General features: G+C 62.4%; 12 protein-coding genes and 1 pseudogene. 4 read left to right on the top strand and 9 right to left on the bottom strand.

Annotation, left to right across the window (positions count from 1 at the left end):
* Window positions 1-681: 681 nt before the first annotated feature.
* From dtd to typA, 3 genes are all read right to left on the bottom strand, one after another.
* Window positions 682-1,140, bottom strand: coding sequence for a D-aminoacyl-tRNA deacylase (gene dtd, locus R3280_RS11980; protein WP_318998839.1), 459 nt, complete (start codon window positions 1,138-1,140; stop codon window positions 682-684).
* Window positions 1,141-1,211: 71 nt separating this feature from the next.
* Window positions 1,212-2,171, bottom strand: a complete 960-nt coding sequence (pip, locus tag R3280_RS11975) for a prolyl aminopeptidase (protein WP_318998838.1) — start codon at window positions 2,169-2,171, stop codon at window positions 1,212-1,214.
* 170 nt (window positions 2,172-2,341) lie between these two features.
* A complete protein-coding gene (gene typA, locus R3280_RS11970) occupies window positions 2,342-4,153 on the bottom strand; it encodes a translational GTPase TypA (RefSeq protein WP_318998837.1) in 1,812 nt (603 codons plus the stop codon).
* A 538-nt stretch (window positions 4,154-4,691) separates the two neighbouring features.
* Between typA and glnA the strand changes: the two genes are divergently transcribed.
* The 4 genes from glnA (at window position 4,692) to ntrC (ending at window position 9,567) form a co-directional block, all read left to right on the top strand.
* Window positions 4,692-6,095 (top strand): glutamate--ammonia ligase, encoded by a 1,404-nt coding sequence (glnA, locus tag R3280_RS11965; RefSeq protein ID WP_318998836.1) that lies wholly within the window; start codon window positions 4,692-4,694, stop codon window positions 6,093-6,095.
* Window positions 6,096-6,281: 186 nt separating this feature from the next.
* Complete coding sequence (locus R3280_RS11960; RefSeq protein WP_318998835.1) at window positions 6,282-6,815, top strand: DUF4124 domain-containing protein; 534 nt, start codon at window positions 6,282-6,284, stop codon at window positions 6,813-6,815.
* A gap of 251 nt (window positions 6,816-7,066) precedes the next feature.
* A complete protein-coding gene (glnL, locus tag R3280_RS11955; RefSeq protein ID WP_318998834.1) occupies window positions 7,067-8,149 on the top strand; it encodes a nitrogen regulation protein NR(II) in 1,083 nt (360 codons plus the stop codon).
* Window positions 8,146-9,567, top strand: coding sequence for a nitrogen regulation protein NR(I) (gene ntrC, locus R3280_RS11950; protein WP_318998833.1), 1,422 nt, complete (start codon window positions 8,146-8,148; stop codon window positions 9,565-9,567). Before glnL ends, ntrC begins: the two co-directional genes overlap by 4 nt.
* Window positions 9,568-9,595: 28 nt before the next feature.
* On the opposite strand, the gene R3280_RS11945 is transcribed toward ntrC, so the two are convergent.
* The 6 genes and pseudogenes from R3280_RS11945 to R3280_RS11920 all read right to left on the bottom strand — a co-directional run.
* Window positions 9,596-13,852, bottom strand: a complete 4,257-nt coding sequence (locus R3280_RS11945) for a DUF6701 domain-containing protein (RefSeq protein WP_318998841.1) — start codon at window positions 13,850-13,852, stop codon at window positions 9,596-9,598.
* Between the two features lie 356 nt (window positions 13,853-14,208).
* Window positions 14,209-14,622 (bottom strand): hypothetical protein, encoded by a 414-nt coding sequence (locus R3280_RS11940; RefSeq protein WP_318998832.1) that lies wholly within the window; start codon window positions 14,620-14,622, stop codon window positions 14,209-14,211.
* Window positions 14,612-15,394 (bottom strand): type II secretion system protein, encoded by a 783-nt coding sequence (locus R3280_RS11935; RefSeq protein ID WP_318998831.1) that lies wholly within the window; start codon window positions 15,392-15,394, stop codon window positions 14,612-14,614. Before R3280_RS11935 ends, R3280_RS11940 begins: the two co-directional genes overlap by 11 nt.
* The gene (locus R3280_RS11930) at window positions 15,394-15,894 is read right to left on the bottom strand and encodes a type II secretion system protein (RefSeq protein ID WP_318998830.1); all 501 of its coding nucleotides are present in this window, start codon (window positions 15,892-15,894) and stop codon (window positions 15,394-15,396) included. The genes R3280_RS11935 and R3280_RS11930 overlap by 1 nt, the downstream gene beginning before the upstream one ends.
* Window positions 15,891-16,292, bottom strand: coding sequence for a type II secretion system protein (locus R3280_RS11925; RefSeq protein WP_413468775.1), 402 nt, complete (start codon window positions 16,290-16,292; stop codon window positions 15,891-15,893). Before R3280_RS11925 ends, R3280_RS11930 begins: the two co-directional genes overlap by 4 nt.
* Window positions 16,293-16,350: 58 nt before the next feature.
* Window positions 16,351-16,647 (bottom strand): annotated as a pseudogene (locus R3280_RS11920) (type II secretory pathway, pseudopilin PulG); the annotation flags it as partial.

Raw genomic sequence — 16,647 nt, 5'->3', positions numbered from 1 at the left:
AGCTGGATGTTACCGTAAACTTCCGGCATGGAATCGATACGCGCCGCCAGAGCATCAGCACGGGCGTCGGCAGTTTCTGCACCGGCCTGGGCCAGAACGCCTGTGGAAAGAGTTGCCGCAGCAACAGCGGTAGCGATAAGCGTCTTCTTCATGTTGCGTCTTCCTTTTTGAGTTAACTCAGGTTTTAGCGACGGGTTCGACCCGTTTTTCTTAATGATCGGGCCATCAGGTGCCCAATTCTGTGTCAGCAAAATGTCATCTTCATGACAGTTTGTAAATGACGACGAAAGTTTTATAACTTTTCCGCACTGCCCGCCAGATAGGCGAATGTACGGGTCGCCACCACCTGTTCACTCGTTATGCGCCAATTCGTAGCAATCAGCTACACCCCGGGAACCCATGATGGACAATCACTTACAAAGCTTTGTTAAAGCCTCGCATGACCTTCATTTTTAATACAGGCCCTGCTCATTTGCAAACGTTTGTATCAAGTTTTTTTGTCAGTTTTGTGACAAACACGACAGCCATTTCCGCTATGGCCATTAACCCGAACGTAACAAATACAGGGCCATATTCGATTAATTCTTTGCAAATCATGCGGATGTGAGCTACATGCCCAGCTTCAGACCGACGGATCATCGCTGAAACGCCCCAAGAACGGGCCCCGAAATAATCTCCGCACTATTTTATTGCACCGCCCGATTCCAGCAAAAAGGTTACGGGCCCGTCATTCACCAGAGCCACCTTCATGTCAGCACCGAACTGGCCACAGGCAACGCGATGCGACCCCAGCAGTTCCCGGACCACGGCCAGAAACGACTGGTAGAGGGATTCCGCCTGCTCCGGCGCAGCAGCGGTAGAAAACCCGGGGCGGGTGCCCGAGCGGGTGTCGGCAGCGAGGGTGAACTGGGAAACCACGAGGAGCGAACCTCCCGTGTCCAGGAGACTCTGGTTCATGCGGCCCTGGGCGTCAGGAAAGACGCGATAGCCGGCGATTCTGCGACCCAGCGCCTCCGCGGACGCGGTATCGTCGTTGCGTTCAATACCGAGGAACAGAAGCAGCCCTTGCGCGATTTCGCCGATCACTTTGCCGTCGACCGCGACACTGGCTTGGCTGACCCGCTGGATAAGTCCCTTCATTGGCGTCCTGTCGAGGGAATCACATCAGCGCAAGAGTCTAGCGGCTGCCCCAGGCGGTCGCAACCCCGACCTCAGAGCAGCAACTCCAGCCTGTCGGCGATGTCGTCGCAGGCGTGCATCAGGGCGTCCACGATGGCGGGCTCCGCGGCTGAATGGCCGGCGTCACGGATGATCCTCAGGTCCGCCTCCGGCCAGACATCGCTCAGTGCCAGCGCGTTGTCCAGCGGGCACACCATGTCATAGCGGCCGTGAACCACTATGCCCGGGATACCCGCCAGCCGGCCGGCGTTCCTGAGGATCTGGTCGGGCTCCAGAAAGGCCTGGTTCATGAAGTAATGGCACTCGATACGCGCCAGGGCAATGGCCACATGAGGGTGACCGAAATGCTCCACCACCCGGGCATTGGGGTGCAGGGTGGCACAGCGGCCTTCCCAGATGGACCAGGCCTTGGCGGCCTGTATCTGTTCCAGCTCGTTGCTGCTGGTCAGGCGGCGGTAGTAGGCCGACACCAGGTCGTCACGCTCGTTCTCCGGGATGGGTGCGAGAAAATCCTCCCAGTAATCCGGGAACACCCGGCTGGCGCCTTCCTGGTAGAACCAGTGAATGTCCTTCGGCCGGCACAGAAAGATGCCCCGCAGGATCAGCGCCAACACCCGGCCGGGGTAGGTTTCGGCATAGACCAGGCTGAGGGTGGACCCCCAGCTGCCGCCGAACAGCACCCAGTGGTCGATACCCAGGAACTGCCTGACCTGCTCCATGTCCGCCACCAGACGGTCGGTGCTGTTGCCGTCAAGCTCCGCCAGGGGCGTGGAGCGGCCGGCGCCGCGCTGGTCCATCAGGATGATGCGAAAGCGCTCGGCATCGAAAAACTGCCGGTAGTAGTCCTCGCAGCCGCCGCCGGGGCCGCCGTGCACCACCAGCACGGGAATGCCGTCGGGATTACCACTCTCCTCCAGGTAGAGCTCATGGGGAGCCTCCACCGCCAGTCGGTGCTCGGCATAGGGCTTGAGTTCCGGGTACAGGGTCAGCATGGGCATCGGCTTCTGTCGGCAAGTGGGTCAATGGCTGACAATATAAAGAGGGAACAGGACGCACCCTCCGCTCTCCAGTCTAGCTGCTCCTGCCAGGACAACAACCGGCTATGAAAGCCGGCCATGAAAAAGGCGACCCTGAGGTCGCCTTGTCAAACACCTGTACCCGATCAGCCCTTGGCTGCCCGGCGGCGCTCGTTTTCCTTGAGCGCTTTCTTGCGAAGGCGAATGGACTTGGGTGTGACTTCCACCAGCTCGTCGTCGTCGATGAACTCCAGCGCCTGCTCCAGGGTGAACTTGATGGGCGGAACCAGGGCAATGGTCTCGTCCTTACCGGAAGCGCGCATGTTGTCCAGCTTCTTGGCCTTGGTGGGGTTCACCACCAGGTCATTGTCGCGGCTGTGGATACCGCACAGCTGGCCCTCGTAGATCTCCTGGCCCGGCTCAAGGAACAGCTTGCCGCGGCTCTGCAGGGTCTCCAGCGAGTAGGTCAGCGCGGTACCCGTGGCCATGGACACCAGCACGCCGTTCTGGCGGCTGGTGACGTCGCCCAGCTTGATGGGACCGTAGTGGCTGAAGGTGGAGGTCAGGATACCGGTACCCGAGGTCATGGTCAGGAAGGTGTTGCGGAAACCGATCAGACCACGGGCCGGAATGGTGTACTCCAGGCGCATGCGGCCCTTGCCGTCCGGTACCATGTTGGTGAGGTCGCCCTTGCGCAGGCCCATCTGCTCCATGATGGCGCCCTGGTGCTGCTCCTCGATGTCGACGATGACGTTCTCGTAGGGCTCCTGCTTGACGCCGTCCACTTCCTTGATCACCACTTCCGGGCGGCCGACCGCCAGCTCGAAGTTCTCGCGACGCATGTTCTCGATCAGCACCGACAGGTGCAGCTCGCCCCGACCGGAGACCTTGAACTTGTCGGCGGACTCGCCTTCCTCAACCCGCAGGGCAACGTTGTGCAGCAGCTCTTTTTCCAGGCGCTCGCGAATGTTGCGGCTGGTGACGAACTTGCCTTCCTTACCGGCGAAGGGGGAATCGTTGACCTGGAAGGTCATGGAGACGGTGGGCTCGTCCACGGTCAGTGGCGGCAGCGCCTCCACATTGGCCGGGTCGCAGAGGGTGTCGGAAATGAACAGCTCGTCCATACCGCTGACACAGACGATGTCACCGGCCTGGGCCTGCTCCACTTCCACCCGGTGCAGACCGGAGTGCCCCATGATCTTGAGGATACGGCCGTTGCGCTTCTTGCCCTTGGCGCTGATCGCCGTCACCGGCGAGTTGGTCTTGATCCTGCCGCGGGTGATCCGGCCGATGCCGATCACACCCAGGAAGCTGCTGTAGTCCAGCTGGGAAATCTGCATCTGGAAAGGACCGTCCAGGTCCACATCCGGCGCCGGCACGTGATCCACGATGGCCTGGAACACGGCGTCCATGTTGTCGTCCATGTTCTCGTGGTCAGTGCCGGCAATGCCGTTCAGGGCACTGGCGTACACAATCGGGAAGTCCAGCTGCTCGTCGGTGGCACCGAGGTTGTCGAACAGGTCGAAGACCTGGTCCACCACCCAGTCCGGACGCGCGCCGGGACGGTCGATCTTGTTGACCACCACGATCGGGCGCAGGCCGGCGTCGAATGCCTTCTGGGTCACGAACCGGGTCTGCGGCATGGGGCCATCGATGGAGTCCACCACCAGCAGCACGCAATCGACCATGCTCATCACCCGCTCCACTTCACCACCGAAATCGGCGTGGCCAGGGGTGTCGACGATGTTGATGTCGTATTCCTTCCATTTCAGCGCGGTGTTCTTGGCCAGAATGGTAATGCCACGCTCTTTTTCCTGGTCGTTGGAGTCCATCACCCGCTCGCTTTCGAGCTCTTTGCGATCCAGGGTGCCGGACTGACGCAGCAGTTTGTCCACCAGGGTGGTCTTGCCATGGTCAACGTGGGCGATGATGGCGATATTACGAAGATTCTCAATCACAACTTTAATCCTGCGGCATGCATGATGACCTGAGAGGATCGTCAGGTAGCGGTTTCGCCGCCACACTTGCATGCCGTCTCAAATCTGAAAGGGAGCCGGGAACCCCACAGAGGATTCCGGGCCGCGCAGTATATAGCAAAGTTGATGACGGAACTATGTAGGCAGTTGCCGATGCCTTCGGGCCGCGCTGGAACCCGGCGCTTGCACTATTTTGGGTCGACGCCCTATTTTGGTGCTTTATTTTGGTGCATTAGCTCGGTGCCCGCGAGCGGCTGATCACCCCGGCCAGGCGCCAAAAAAGCTCAGATTCCGCATCCCTGCGCTCTTCTGGCGCACTGGGTCAAAGATTGGCAAGCGGATTGCTTAAACACTCGTAGCCGAATTTACAGGCACGCAGCCAAGGCTTTTGTTAAGCTGCCCGAACCTGAAAAAGCAGGTCGGATGTCGGAGCCCGGGTAACCGTCCGACGGCAACAGCCGATCCGGCACCAAGAACACAGAACTTTCCCGCGTAGCGGGCAACATACGGAGCATGCACAATGTCCAGAACGATTGATCTGATCAAAGAACACGAAGTCAAGTGGGTCGATTTGCGGTTTACCGACAGCCGCGGTAAGGAGCAGCACGTCACTCTGCCGGCCAAGGAAGTGAACGACGACTTCTTCGCCGACGGCAAGATGTTCGACGGCTCTTCAATCGCAGGCTGGAAAGGCATCAACGAGTCCGACATGATCCTGATGCCGGATGACTCCACCTCCGTGATCGATCCGTTCACCGAAGAAACCACCGTCAACATCACCTGCGACATCGTGGAGCCCTCCACCATGCAGGGTTACGAGCGTGACCCGCGCTCCGTTGCCCGTCGCGCCGAAGAGTACCTGAAGTCCTCTGGTCTGGCGGACGGCGCCCTGTTCGGCCCCGAGCCCGAATTCTTCATCTTCGACTCCGCCAAGTGGAGCGTCGACATGAAGGGCGCCATGTACGAACTCTACTCCGAAGAAGCCGCCTGGGTTTCCGGTGAGGATTTCGAGCGCAACAACATTGGTCACCGTCCCGGCGTCAAGGGCGGCTACTTCCCGGTTCCCCCGGTTGACAGCCTGCACGACCTGCGTGGTGCCATGTGTGCGGCCATGGAGTCCATGGGCCTGAACATCGAAGTGCATCACCACGAGGTGGGCACCGCTGGCCAGTGCGAGATCGGCGTTGGCGCCAACACCCTGGTGAAAAAGGCCGACGAGGTACAGATCCTCAAGTACTGCGTGCACAACGTGGCTCACGCCTACGGCAAGACCGCCACTTTCATGCCCAAGCCGGTTGTCGGTGACAACGGTTCCGGTATGCACGTTCACATGTCCCTGAACAAGGACGGCAAGAACCTGTTTGCCGGTGACGGCTATGCCGGTCTGAGCGAAATGGCGCTGTACTACATCGGCGGCATCATCAAGCACGCGCGCTCCCTGAACGCCTTCACCAACCCGTCCACCAACAGCTACAAGCGTCTGGTTCCGGGCTTCGAAGCACCGGTTATGCTGGCCTATTCCGCCCGTAACCGCTCCGCCTCCATCCGGATTCCGTACGTCAGCAGCCCCAAGGCACGTCGCATGGAAGTTCGCTTCCCTGACCCGTCTGCCAACCCCTACCTGGCATTCTCAGCCCTGCTGATGGCCGGTATCGACGGTATCCAGAACAAGATCCACCCTGGCGATGCCATGGACAAGGACCTGTACGACCTGCCGAAAGAAGAGGCCATCAACATTCCGACCGTGGCCCACACCCTGGAGCAGGCTCTGGACATCCTGGAGAAGGACCACGAGTTCCTGACCCGCGGTGGCGTGTTCACCGAGGACATGATCGCCGGTTACATCGACCTGAAGCGCGCCGAAGTCGAGCGTCTGAACATGACCACTCATCCGGTCGAGTTCGAACTCTACTACTCGGTGTAAGGCCTGCCCCGCTGGCCCCACGGCCAGCAGGCAAGCACCAAAGCCCCGCCCTGTGCGGGGCTTTTTTGTGCCCGCGAACCGCCACTGGCGTATTAACGCTCCGTAACGCGGTATGGGACGCGCGTCATTGCAAAGCCGCAGACCACTGTCGATAATCAGGCTACAGTCCCGTCACAGGCGCAGACCATGAAACCAACCGCATTACCCCTGGCCGCTCTTATCCTCGCCATCAGCTTCCCCGCCTGGTCAGAGGTTTACCGGCATGTGGACGAGAACGGCAACGTGACATTCTCGGATGAGCCCCAGAACGGTGCCGAAGCCATCAAGGTCAAGCCGGTCACCACCGTGACCCTCCCCAAACTCCAGGACCTGCCCGACGAGACCCGTGACCAGGACCAGCAGGATCAGCAGCAGGAGCCCCAGGCGTCCTACCAGAGCATCCAGTTCAACGCGCCGGAGAACAATGAAGCCTTCTGGAGCGGCAGCGGCGACATCACCTTCAGTGTGTCCAGCAACCCTCCGCTACGGCAGGGCCACAAGTACGAGGTTACCCTGGACGGCCAGATCGTGGGCCAGAGCACCGATGGTACCGTCGCGGTGCAGAATGTCTTCCGAGGCACCCACCAGGCCCAGGTCTCTGTGGTGGACAGCCAGGGCCGCCCGGTCCAGCGCGGACAGAGCATTTCCTTTACCATTCACCGGCCCTCGGTTCTGAACTGATCCCCTCCGAACACCACCTCCCCGGAAGCAATGCACTAATTTAGTGCATTGGCACCAGAAAGGCGCGACACTCTGATCTAACAGGGGGCGCATTTTGTTGTCCCGCGCAAAATTCGCGCGTGCCAAAACCGCCAGCGGCGCCATTTTCATGGCCTGATCGGCCCTCTCGCACGATCACAGAACACAGTTGGCTTGCCCGACTCATTCTGGTTCGCTTTTTGCAGTTGAGCCTTCCATAAGGAGATGCACGCATGGCAACACCGGCAGGCTACAAGCACATATTGGACAACCTGACCACCGCGGTTCTGGTGCTGAGCCCCGGGCTGCATGTCCGCTATCTGAACCCGGCTGCCGAGAGCCTTCTGGAAACCAGCCTGACCCGGATCCAGGACACTCCGGTGCTGAACCTGTTCGTGGATTCCGCCCAGGCCCTGGAGACCCTCCACGCCGCCGCCAGTAACGGCCAGTCCTACACCAAGCGTGAGGCCGAGCTGACGCTGACTTCCGGCGTCCATTTCGTGGTGGACTATTCGGTCTCCCCCATGGGCGCCGAGCCACCGGAGCTATTGCTGGAAGTCCAGCCCCGGGACCGGCTGCTGCGCATCAGCCGGGAAGAGGACATCATTTCCCAGCAGGAAACCACCCGTATCCTGGTCCGCGGCATGGCCCACGAAATCAAGAACCCCCTGGGGGGCATCCGGGGCGCCGCCCAGCTGCTGGACCGGGAACTGGCGGACGACAGCCAGAAGGAATACACCCGGGTAATCATCGATGAGGCCGACCGGCTGCGCAGCCTCGTGGACCGGATGCTGGGCCCGAACCGGGCGATGCGGATGGCGCCCACCAACATCCACGAGGTGCTGGAACGGGTAAGAACCCTGCTGGAGGCCGAAAGCCGAGGCCGGGTGTCCTTCCAGCGCGACTATGACCCCAGCCTGCCGGACCTTAACGGTGACAAGGAACAGCTGATCCAGGCCTTCCTGAACATTGCCCGCAATGCCATGGAGGCGGCCTTCGAACACACCGAGGCCCGTCATGATGACGAGCCTCCCCTGATCACCTTCCGCACCCGGGCCCTGCGGCAGTTCACCATCGGCAGCCGCCGGTACCGCCTGGTGTGCCGGGTGGACGTCATCGACAACGGCCCGGGCATTCCGCCGGAGCTGCTGCAAAACATCTTCTACCCCATGATCAGCGGCCGCGCCAACGGCACCGGCCTGGGGCTTTCCATCACCCAGAGCATCGTTGGCCAGCACCACGGCCTGGTGGAATGTGAAAGCGAGCCCGGCTGCACCAACTTCATTATTTTCCTGCCTCTGGAGGAAGCACCATGAGTCAACCGGCAAACGTCTGGATCATTGACGATGACCGCAGTATCCGCTGGGTGCTGGAGCGCGCCCTGAGCCAGGCCGGTATGCAGCCACGCACCTTTGACAGCGGCGAGAGCATCCTGATGCGACTCGACCACGAACAGCCCGACGCCATCATCAGCGACATCCGCATGCCCGGCATCGACGGCATCACCCTGCTGTCCGGCATTGTCCAGGCCCATCCGGACCTGCCGGTGATCATCATGACCGCACACTCCGACCTGGAGAGCGCGGTGACCAGCTACCAGACCGGAGCCTTCGAATACCTGCCCAAGCCCTTCGACGTGGACGATGCCGTGGCGCTGGCCAAGCGCGCCGTCGCCCACAGCCACGAGCGCCGGGCCACCACCGAGCCGGCCCCGGAGAGCAGCCAGCGCAACACCGAGATCATCGGCGAAGCGCCGGCCATGCAGGAGGTCTTTCGCGCTATCGGGCGGCTGTCCCACTCCAACATCACCGTGCTGATCAATGGCGAAAGCGGTACCGGCAAGGAGCTGGTGGCTCAGGCCCTGCACAATCACAGCCCGCGGGCAAAGCATCCGTTCATCGCCCTCAATATGGCAGCGATTCCCAAGGACCTGATCGAATCCGAGCTGTTCGGCCACGAGAAAGGCGCCTTTACCGGTGCCGCCGCCGCGCGCCAGGGCCGGTTCGAGCAGGCCAACGGCGGCACCCTGTTCCTGGACGAGATCGGTGACATGCCCGCCGACACCCAGACCCGCCTGCTGCGGGTGCTGGCGGACGGCGAATTCTACCGAGTCGGTGGCACCACCCCCATCAAGGTGGACGTGCGCATCATCGCCGCCACCCACCAGGACCTGGAGAAGCTGGTGCAGGCCGGCAGCTTCCGGGAGGACCTGTTCCACCGTCTCAACGTGATCCGCGTGCACCTGCCCAGGCTGGCGGAGCGCCGGGAGGACATCCCCCGCTTGATGCAGCACTTCCTGAAGCGGGCAGCCAAGGAGCTGGCGGTGGAGCCCAAGCTGCTACGGCCGGATGCCGAGGAATACCTCACCACCCTGCCCTGGCCCGGCAACGTCCGCCAGCTGGAGAACACCTGTCGCTGGCTCACTGTTATGGCCAGCGGCCGTGATATCCATGTCGACGACCTGCCGCCGGAACTGCTGCACCAGGCCGACACCCCGCCCACCGGCCACACCTGGCAGGAAGGCCTGCAGGGCTGGGCGGAACAGGAGCTCAAACGGGGCAAAAAGGGCATTCTGGATACCGCGGTACCCGAGTTCGAGCGCATCATGATCGAGACCGCCCTCAAGCATACCGGCGGCCGCCGCCGGGATGCCTCCATCCTGCTGGGCTGGGGCCGCAATACCCTGACCCGCAAGATCAACGAGCTGGGCATCGACAACGAGGATGAGGGCTAGCGTCCTTCCGGCGCCACTCGCAGGCTGGTTAGAGTCTTTCCCGCCAGTAGATCACCCGGTCGTGACCGCGATAGACCCCGAAGGTGGCCAGGGCGGAGGGGTTCTGCAGTGTGGCCGCGTCGTTCCAGAAATGCTGCAGCCAGACAGGCTGCTGCCATACCAGGGTATCGGTGCCCTGGCTGCCGGTGGGCTGCAGACTCAGCGGCCCACCCGTGCCGCCATTGAGCGTACCTGAGGCCGCCACCAGGCTGTGGTGGTTGGTGGTGCCGGAAATGTCCACGGTATTCCAGGTGCTGCAATCGTCCGCCTCATTGAGCTCGAACCGGCTGCCGGTCCAGTACTGGGCCTGGAAAGGCATGGGCAGCGCAGCGATGTTCTCGGGACCATAAACGTTCTCCATGAACCAGCGGCCGTAGCGGACCTCCAGATTGGCGGCGGGCACAAAGCTCAGCGGCAGGCTGGCGGCGCCGGTGACGCCGTCGCTGTCCATCACGGCACTGATCGCGAAGCTCAGGCTGGGGCTGAACGGCGGCACCTGGGACACCGCGGTTTTGGGATAGACCAGACTGTCCGAGGCCGAGAACTGGTAACTTATCTGGCCGGGCGCCGCGGTCGTGAGGCCCGCAGGCTGGGCCGTCATGGTCACGTCCAGCAGATCGGTACTGCCCTGCTCCTGCTGGTTGGAGTCGGTGTCCGGCAGATCCCGCCCTACATCAGCGGCCTGGAGTTTTCGGAAGTCCCCGCGGGTGTAATTGGTGGTCACATCACCCTGCTCGCTCTGCGCCGAGATCAGCACCGAGGGCGGCACCTGCCAGCCGAAATCCTGCCCGGTGTAAGTGAAGTCAGGCGTTCCGGTGCATTCGGGCGCAAACTCGCCGGCATCCGCCAGGCTCACCACAAAACGCGCCGGTATGAAGCGCCCGACGACCGCGCTCGCAGCTTCAGGCAGGGCTTCCCCCAGGTAAGACTGGCCGGCCGGTATGCGGACCCTAAAGGCGCCCACTTCACTGATCTGCTGCAGCTGATCGGAAACGCCGCCGGCGCCGGTGCCAAAGCTCACCTGTGCCGGCGTGAAATTGCCCGCCTCGCCCCCCGTGGGCGCCACCAGCTCGTGGGTCAGGTCCAGGTTGAGACGCGCAAAGCCCGGTGTCACCGGATTGCCGGCACAGAACTGGGCCCCGGTCTCACCGGCCTGCTGCCAGGCCACGGCCTGGTAGCGAACCTGAAAATCACTGCCGGCGGTGGTGAGCACCGAGCAGGTGGCCGGGTCGCCGGTGCATTCAGCACTGGTATCGGTGGCGGCAATGCAGAAGCCCGCCGGTACCGACACAAAGGCGTTACTGGTGCCGGCAATTTCGCCGCCGGTGGGATTGCCCTCGGCATCGGTCAGCGGCCGGCTGGCAAACAGCGAGATGCGGCCAGCGTCACGGTAGTTGAGCACCAGTGGCGCCGAGCTTGTGGTGTCATCACCGAAGTCCAGGCTCAGGCTGCTGCTGTTGGCGGTACTGCCGCTGTTGTTGGAGGCCACGGTCTGGCCATTGATCTGCAGGGCGTCCGTCAGGGCGCAGTTGGCGGGGTTGTCACAGACGTAGCCGATTTCAACGGCCTGGGGCCCGGTCAGGAAGGCCTCGCAGGCGCCGGTATTGTCGTTGGTTCGCACCGCGGTCAGCCGCAGGCTCTGTCCCCCGGGGTTCAGCGTCGAATCCCGGCCCGCCACCAGGCTGCCGATGGAGCTGCTGAGATCGCCAGCCTGGTGGAACAGAAAACCGGTTTCAGCGAACAGAATATCCGGGTCGAATCCGGACAGTTCCGTTACGCTGCCGTCGGCCACATCCACATTCACCGTCGCCGCCAGGGTATGGCGAAGGTCCAGCGTCACCACCCCGTTGTCAGCAGGGACAAAACCGTAACTGGCCTGGCCGGAATTACCCGGGCCCCGGTTCAGGCTGCCGTTGGCACCGGCGCCGGCAAACCAGTCCCCCTGCCCGGTAGAGGTGGACAGGCTGATGGTGCCGGCATAGTCCGTCACCGGCTGGCCGTTGGCATCGCTGGCCTGGATGGTGACCGGCGCCGGGGTGCAGGTGACCGCATTGCCACCACTGATGATCCGGAAATGGTCGAGCTCGTTGCCGGCGTCCGGACAGTTGAACAGTGCCGAGGCCGGCACGATCTCGAACCCACTGGTCTGCGGCGTGTCCCATCTCAGTTCGGCTACGGCGCCACCCCGGTTCTCATACATTTCCATGCGCAGGGCATAGGACTGGCCCTGCTGCAGACTAATCACCCCGGACTCATGGGTGGTGGGGGGCTGGTCCACCCATTGGTTAATGATTGGGTTGTCCAAATCCTGCACCCAGAGCCGCACGCCGTCATCGGTGCGGGTCTGGAAACGGTAGTTACCGGTGGCTGGCGCCACGATGAACCCGCTCCAGCGAATCGAGAAACGGTCATTGTTCACTACCCCCGGAATGGGGCTACCGCCACCATAGTTCTCATTGATGTCGGCGGAGTTCTGCTGAGCCACCGTGGGCCCGCTCAGGTCGACGTTGTTCCAGTAGAAGGTAGTCAGACCGGTACCGCCGCCCTCGAACTCCACCGAGGCCGGGTTTGGCGACATCACCAGGCCGCCCACGTCCTGCACGTCCGTGACAGTGACGCGGTAGCTCTCATCGCTGGCCAGGTTGCTCGCCAGATCCAGCAGCACACTGTAGCCGCCAGGTTCGAGAGTGGCGGAATCGACCGTGATGGTATTACCCGAATCCAGCTCCTCGACGGTATAGAACGCCGGTGTTTCTGCTGATGCCTCGTCCAGCACTCGCGAGCGTGGCGTCTGGTCGAAGCGCACCCGCAGGATGTCGGAGGCGCCGCAGACCGCATCCGCGGATTCCAGCAGCGGCGCGGCCACCGGCAGGCAGGCAAACAGATTGGCCTCAGGGATGATGTTGAAGCCACCGCCCCGAGGCGTTTGCCACTGCAGTTCAGCGACGGCCTGACCGCCATTCTCGTAAAACTGCATACGGATGGCATAGCGGCGACCGGCCTCAAGGAAAATGGCGTCGCTGGTGTTGTTGGAGGCGGACTGATCGTTCCAGTCGTCGATGATGGCCTGATCGAACGCCAGGTCATCCACCCAGAGCCGGACACCGTCGTCGGTGCGGGTCCGGAACCGGTAGTTGCCGGACTCCGGCACCTCGATGGCGCCCTGCCACTGGGCCGCAAAGTCGTTGTTATTCACCGCAGGATCGGGCGAGCCACCACCCCAGTTGAAATCCACCTCCGGGTCCAGTCGGGTCAGCACCGGGTTATCCGGGAAAGGGTCGCTGCTCTGATAATTGTTGTAGAAGGTCGCCTCCAGGCCGTTCTGGAAGCAGGTGCACTGCACCACATCGGTCCAGAGCTCACCCGCCGCCACCTGGCCCACCTGGATGGCGGCGCCGCCGCCCAGATTCTCGGAGCGGAAGCCCAGCTCGGAAATCTGTGTCACACGGTTGTTGGGATTACGGCTGATGGTCGCAGACGGCGTCGGCGGCGGTGCGTCCGTGCATTGGGGGTCCACCCAGAGCCGGCCCCGGTTGTAATAATTGCTACCGTCCTTATCGAACCGGGCCACCAGCAGGTAGGTCTGGCCGGGCTGGAATTCGGTGCTGTAGGCGGCGTTGGTGTCGAGCCGGACGAAGAAATCCGCGTCCCCGCCGCCGCCTTCATTCACCTTGACCCCGAACTGGGGCGAGTCGCCAAAGCCCGGCTGCTGCAGCCAGAAACCCAGGAAATCATTGTTGCCCGGTGTGCCCTGGAAGCGCACCAGCATGCTGAGATAGATCTGGTCGCCGGTGAATGTACTGGAGAGCGGACGGGTCGCGACCCGCGCGTTGTTACCATCCACTTCCAGCGTGGTCTCGGAGCGGATGCTCAGGCCGTTGCTGGCCTGGAAGAGCAAAGGGTTGCCGGAGGTATCAACGACGGACTGGCCATCGGCGCCCTGCCAGCTGCCGCCCCAGCCAGTGCCGCCGTTCAAGCCACTGATGGAGCCTGGAGGGTAGCCCTCGAAGTCGTCGAAGACGGGTAGCGGGCCTGTTGATGCAGTCTCACAGAGGCCGCTCAGTAGCTGGGGCGTCACCGCTTCCGGCACATGATTCAAGCTGGCATTCTGCGAAAAGCTGATGTTACCCGCGCTGGCCAGTACCCCGGCGGGCGTGCTGTTGTTGCCGAAGCTCATACTGCCTCGGGAATAGACCACGCCGTTGATAATGGTGCCGTTACCAAAGCCCACGGAGCCATCGACCACCAGGATCAATTGATCGGGGTCTCCGGATGCATTTATGCGTGCATTATTTCCAAAGGTCAGGTTGCCATCCACGAAGATCCTGACAACGGCGTCCTGTGCTACTCGCAGCTCGTAGTTATTACCCAGATTTGTATTCCGGTAATAGTAATCACCGCTGCTGAGTTGAGTGTTGGATGCTGGCCAGTTCTGCTCTGCCGGCCAGGTCGCCGGATCGTAGTCCAGGCGCCGGTCGCTGGGGAGATTGCGATTCACCCCATCTGACGCCCGAAAGACTTCACTACACTCTGCCGCAATGAGGCTGCCGAATGGGAACAGCAGCAAAAGACTCAGGAGCATCGAGATTCTGGCTGATCGTGTCATCGTACCCGCACCTCCACTACGCGCTCGGCCTGGTCAAAACCCGACCCACACTGGCCAACGCTGGTAATACTGAAAACGGTTTCCAGGGCACTGTTGCCTTCAATGTCGGCCGAAACCGAGCTGCAGGACACCTGGGCACGACAGCTGCTGAGACCGCCGGTGCTGAAGGTTTTTGGCGAGGTGACGGCGCCGCAGGCACCGGCAGCCAGCGCCTGGGCCACGCCCACCTGGGCACCACTTTCAGCCGCAAAGAACGCCCGCTGGCTCTGGATCTGCAGGCTCACCGAGCGGCCACTGCTTTCCTGCAGCTGGGCCATGCCTACCACCAGCAGGGCCAGCACGGTGATGATGAACAACGCCACCGGCAGGCCGGCACCGCGCTGGCTGTGAAAGCAGCGATCAGGGCACATTGCGGATCTGTACCTCCTGGCTCACCTGGGTGACCTCACCGGAGTCGGCATCCTGCAGGGCAAAGGCGAAAGTCACCACGGCGCCCCGCAGCAGGGTCGGCGGTGTCACCTGGAACTGCACCGAGCCGGGCACCAGGTTGGCCGCCAGCACCTCGCGGTTGGGCAAGCTGCCCGGCAGGCTGCTGGCGATGCCAGGCTGGATGCCGTAGTTGCGGTAGCGGTAGAGAAAACCACCGTCCTGGCAGAAAGTCACCGGGCTGGCCACCACGAAGAATCGACGCTGGGGTGAATTGGTGTTGAACCGGTGGCTGGCTCCGCCATCGAAGGTCACCGTGACCGGACCGTTGCCCGCCGGTACCGTGGCCGGTGGCGAGATGGGGCCAGGGCTGCCCGGGTTGTAGAGATTGCCGCCGTAACCGTAGACCACGATACGGCCGCCGGCTGCCTGACCATCCGCCAGGGACACCGCCTCGAAGGAGTCCGGGTTGGCGCCCCGGGGCAGGTTGAGGTAGTTGGAGCCGGCGATCGTCGGCATCCATTCGATGCAGGCGCCGTTGGTGCGCACCGACGTGGGCAGCGCCTCCCGCAGGGCCCGGCTGACCTGTTCACTGATCACCACCGTGGCCAGTGCCCGCTGCTGACGCGCTCCGGTATCGATGGCGCCGCCAGTGGACAGGGTTACAAATCGTACGGAGATGGTGGCGACAATGGCCAGCAGCACGATCACGATGACCAGCTCCACCAGGGTAAAACCGCCGCCGCGCCGGCGCATCAGAAATTCGCCCTGTAGGCGGAGAAGGCAAAGTCCTGACCGCCGGGGGCGGTGATGGTCAGGTCGATGCGCTTGGCATCTTCCGAAGCCAGCCCGACCTGGCCGCCGGCGCACGCCACCGTGACCGACACCGAGAAACCGGTGTAGCCGGCAACAGGCCCCTGCAGGGTGGCCGGGGGATCGTCCGTCAGGTTGTGATAGTCGTCCACGTCGTCAAAACCGGCGCGGGTCTCGCCCGACTCGGGACCGATGTTGCAGCTGCCGCTGTAGGGTGGCATGCCGCCGACAGGGGTCTGGTTGTCGTAGCGCTGGGTGAGTATTTCATCCATATAGAGCTGAGCGAGTTCCACCGCCCGGGTCTGGTTGAGGGGGTCCGCACTGCGACCGGTAATCAGTGCGAAGGCGCCGACAACGCCGGCAATGGCCACGCTTATGATGACAATGGTGATCACCAGCTCCACCAGGGTGGCGCCGCTCTGCACCCGCCCCCGGCTCGTCATGGCTGGCAATTCCCGGCGTAGACGGCACCCAGCGAGCTCAAACAGACCCGATAGGTGCTGTCGCCTGTGAAAGTGAACTGGGCATTACCGGCCAAGGATGGCCTGCCCAGATCGTCGAAACTGAGGGGAAAACTGGCTCCGGAAACAGCCAGGCTGGTGCCTTCCCGGGCAATGCGGAATTCAACGGGCTCCGGCCCACCGGTGATGGTGAACACGAAGTCATCGGAGGCCTGGGTCACCGACAATGCATCCGCGCCGTTACCCGCCAGACCCGCCTGCTGGGCCAGCAGCACCGACGAAGCCAGTTGCTGCTGGGCCAGCAGGGGACTGAACGCGGACCGGCCTGCGAACAGGCCGATCCCGAGGGCGGAGAGGATGCCGATGAGGATCAACACCATGACCAATTCCACTAAGGTAAAACCTGAAACGCGTAGCGAATAGCAACGCATCAGGGATTTAGCACTCAGTGGTGTTGCGTGCACTCACGCCCCCAGTTGCGGGGTTATACGTGAAGTTGCATTCAACCGTTCCATCGCTATCCGCATCGGTTGCGGACTCCAGAACAATATTGCCTCCGCTAAAAGAAAAGTCGTTCGCGTCGAGCTGTGCGGCAACTCCGATGCCAGCAGCGTCGTTAGTGGGATACCCCTCAGCAGACATGGTTACGCCGGTGGCACCATCTAAATCCACTGCCTGGCTGGGAACGCTGCCATTGGCTACCCAGCGCGAGTGGGCGATGGCCGCAGCCGACTT

It is taken from the genome of Marinobacter sp. (assembly GCF_033722195.1).
GTDB lineage: Bacteria > Pseudomonadota > Gammaproteobacteria > Pseudomonadales > Oleiphilaceae > Marinobacter.
This window is presented reverse-complemented; position numbering and strand designations above follow the sequence as displayed.

Coding starts and splice junctions, on each gene's coding strand:
- R3280_RS11930 (WP_318998830.1), bottom strand. CDS start 15,894: ATGACGAGCCGGGGGCGGGTGCAGAGCGGCGCCACCCTGGTGGAGCTG.
- R3280_RS11960 (WP_318998835.1), top strand. CDS start 6,282: ATGAAACCAACCGCATTACCCCTGGCCGCTCTTATCCTCGCCATCAGC.
- dtd (WP_318998839.1), bottom strand. CDS start 1,140: ATGAAGGGACTTATCCAGCGGGTCAGCCAAGCCAGTGTCGCGGTCGAC.
- glnA (WP_318998836.1), top strand. CDS start 4,692: ATGTCCAGAACGATTGATCTGATCAAAGAACACGAAGTCAAGTGGGTC.
- glnL (WP_318998834.1), top strand. CDS start 7,067: ATGGCAACACCGGCAGGCTACAAGCACATATTGGACAACCTGACCACC.
- R3280_RS11935 (WP_318998831.1), bottom strand. CDS start 15,394: ATGCGCCGGCGCGGCGGCGGTTTTACCCTGGTGGAGCTGGTCATCGTG.
- R3280_RS11940 (WP_318998832.1), bottom strand. CDS start 14,622: ATGTGCCCTGATCGCTGCTTTCACAGCCAGCGCGGTGCCGGCCTGCCG.
- R3280_RS11925 (WP_413468775.1), bottom strand. CDS start 16,292: ATGGTGTTGATCCTCATCGGCATCCTCTCCGCCCTCGGGATCGGCCTG.
- ntrC (WP_318998833.1), top strand. CDS start 8,146: ATGAGTCAACCGGCAAACGTCTGGATCATTGACGATGACCGCAGTATC.
- pip (WP_318998838.1), bottom strand. CDS start 2,171: ATGCTGACCCTGTACCCGGAACTCAAGCCCTATGCCGAGCACCGACTG.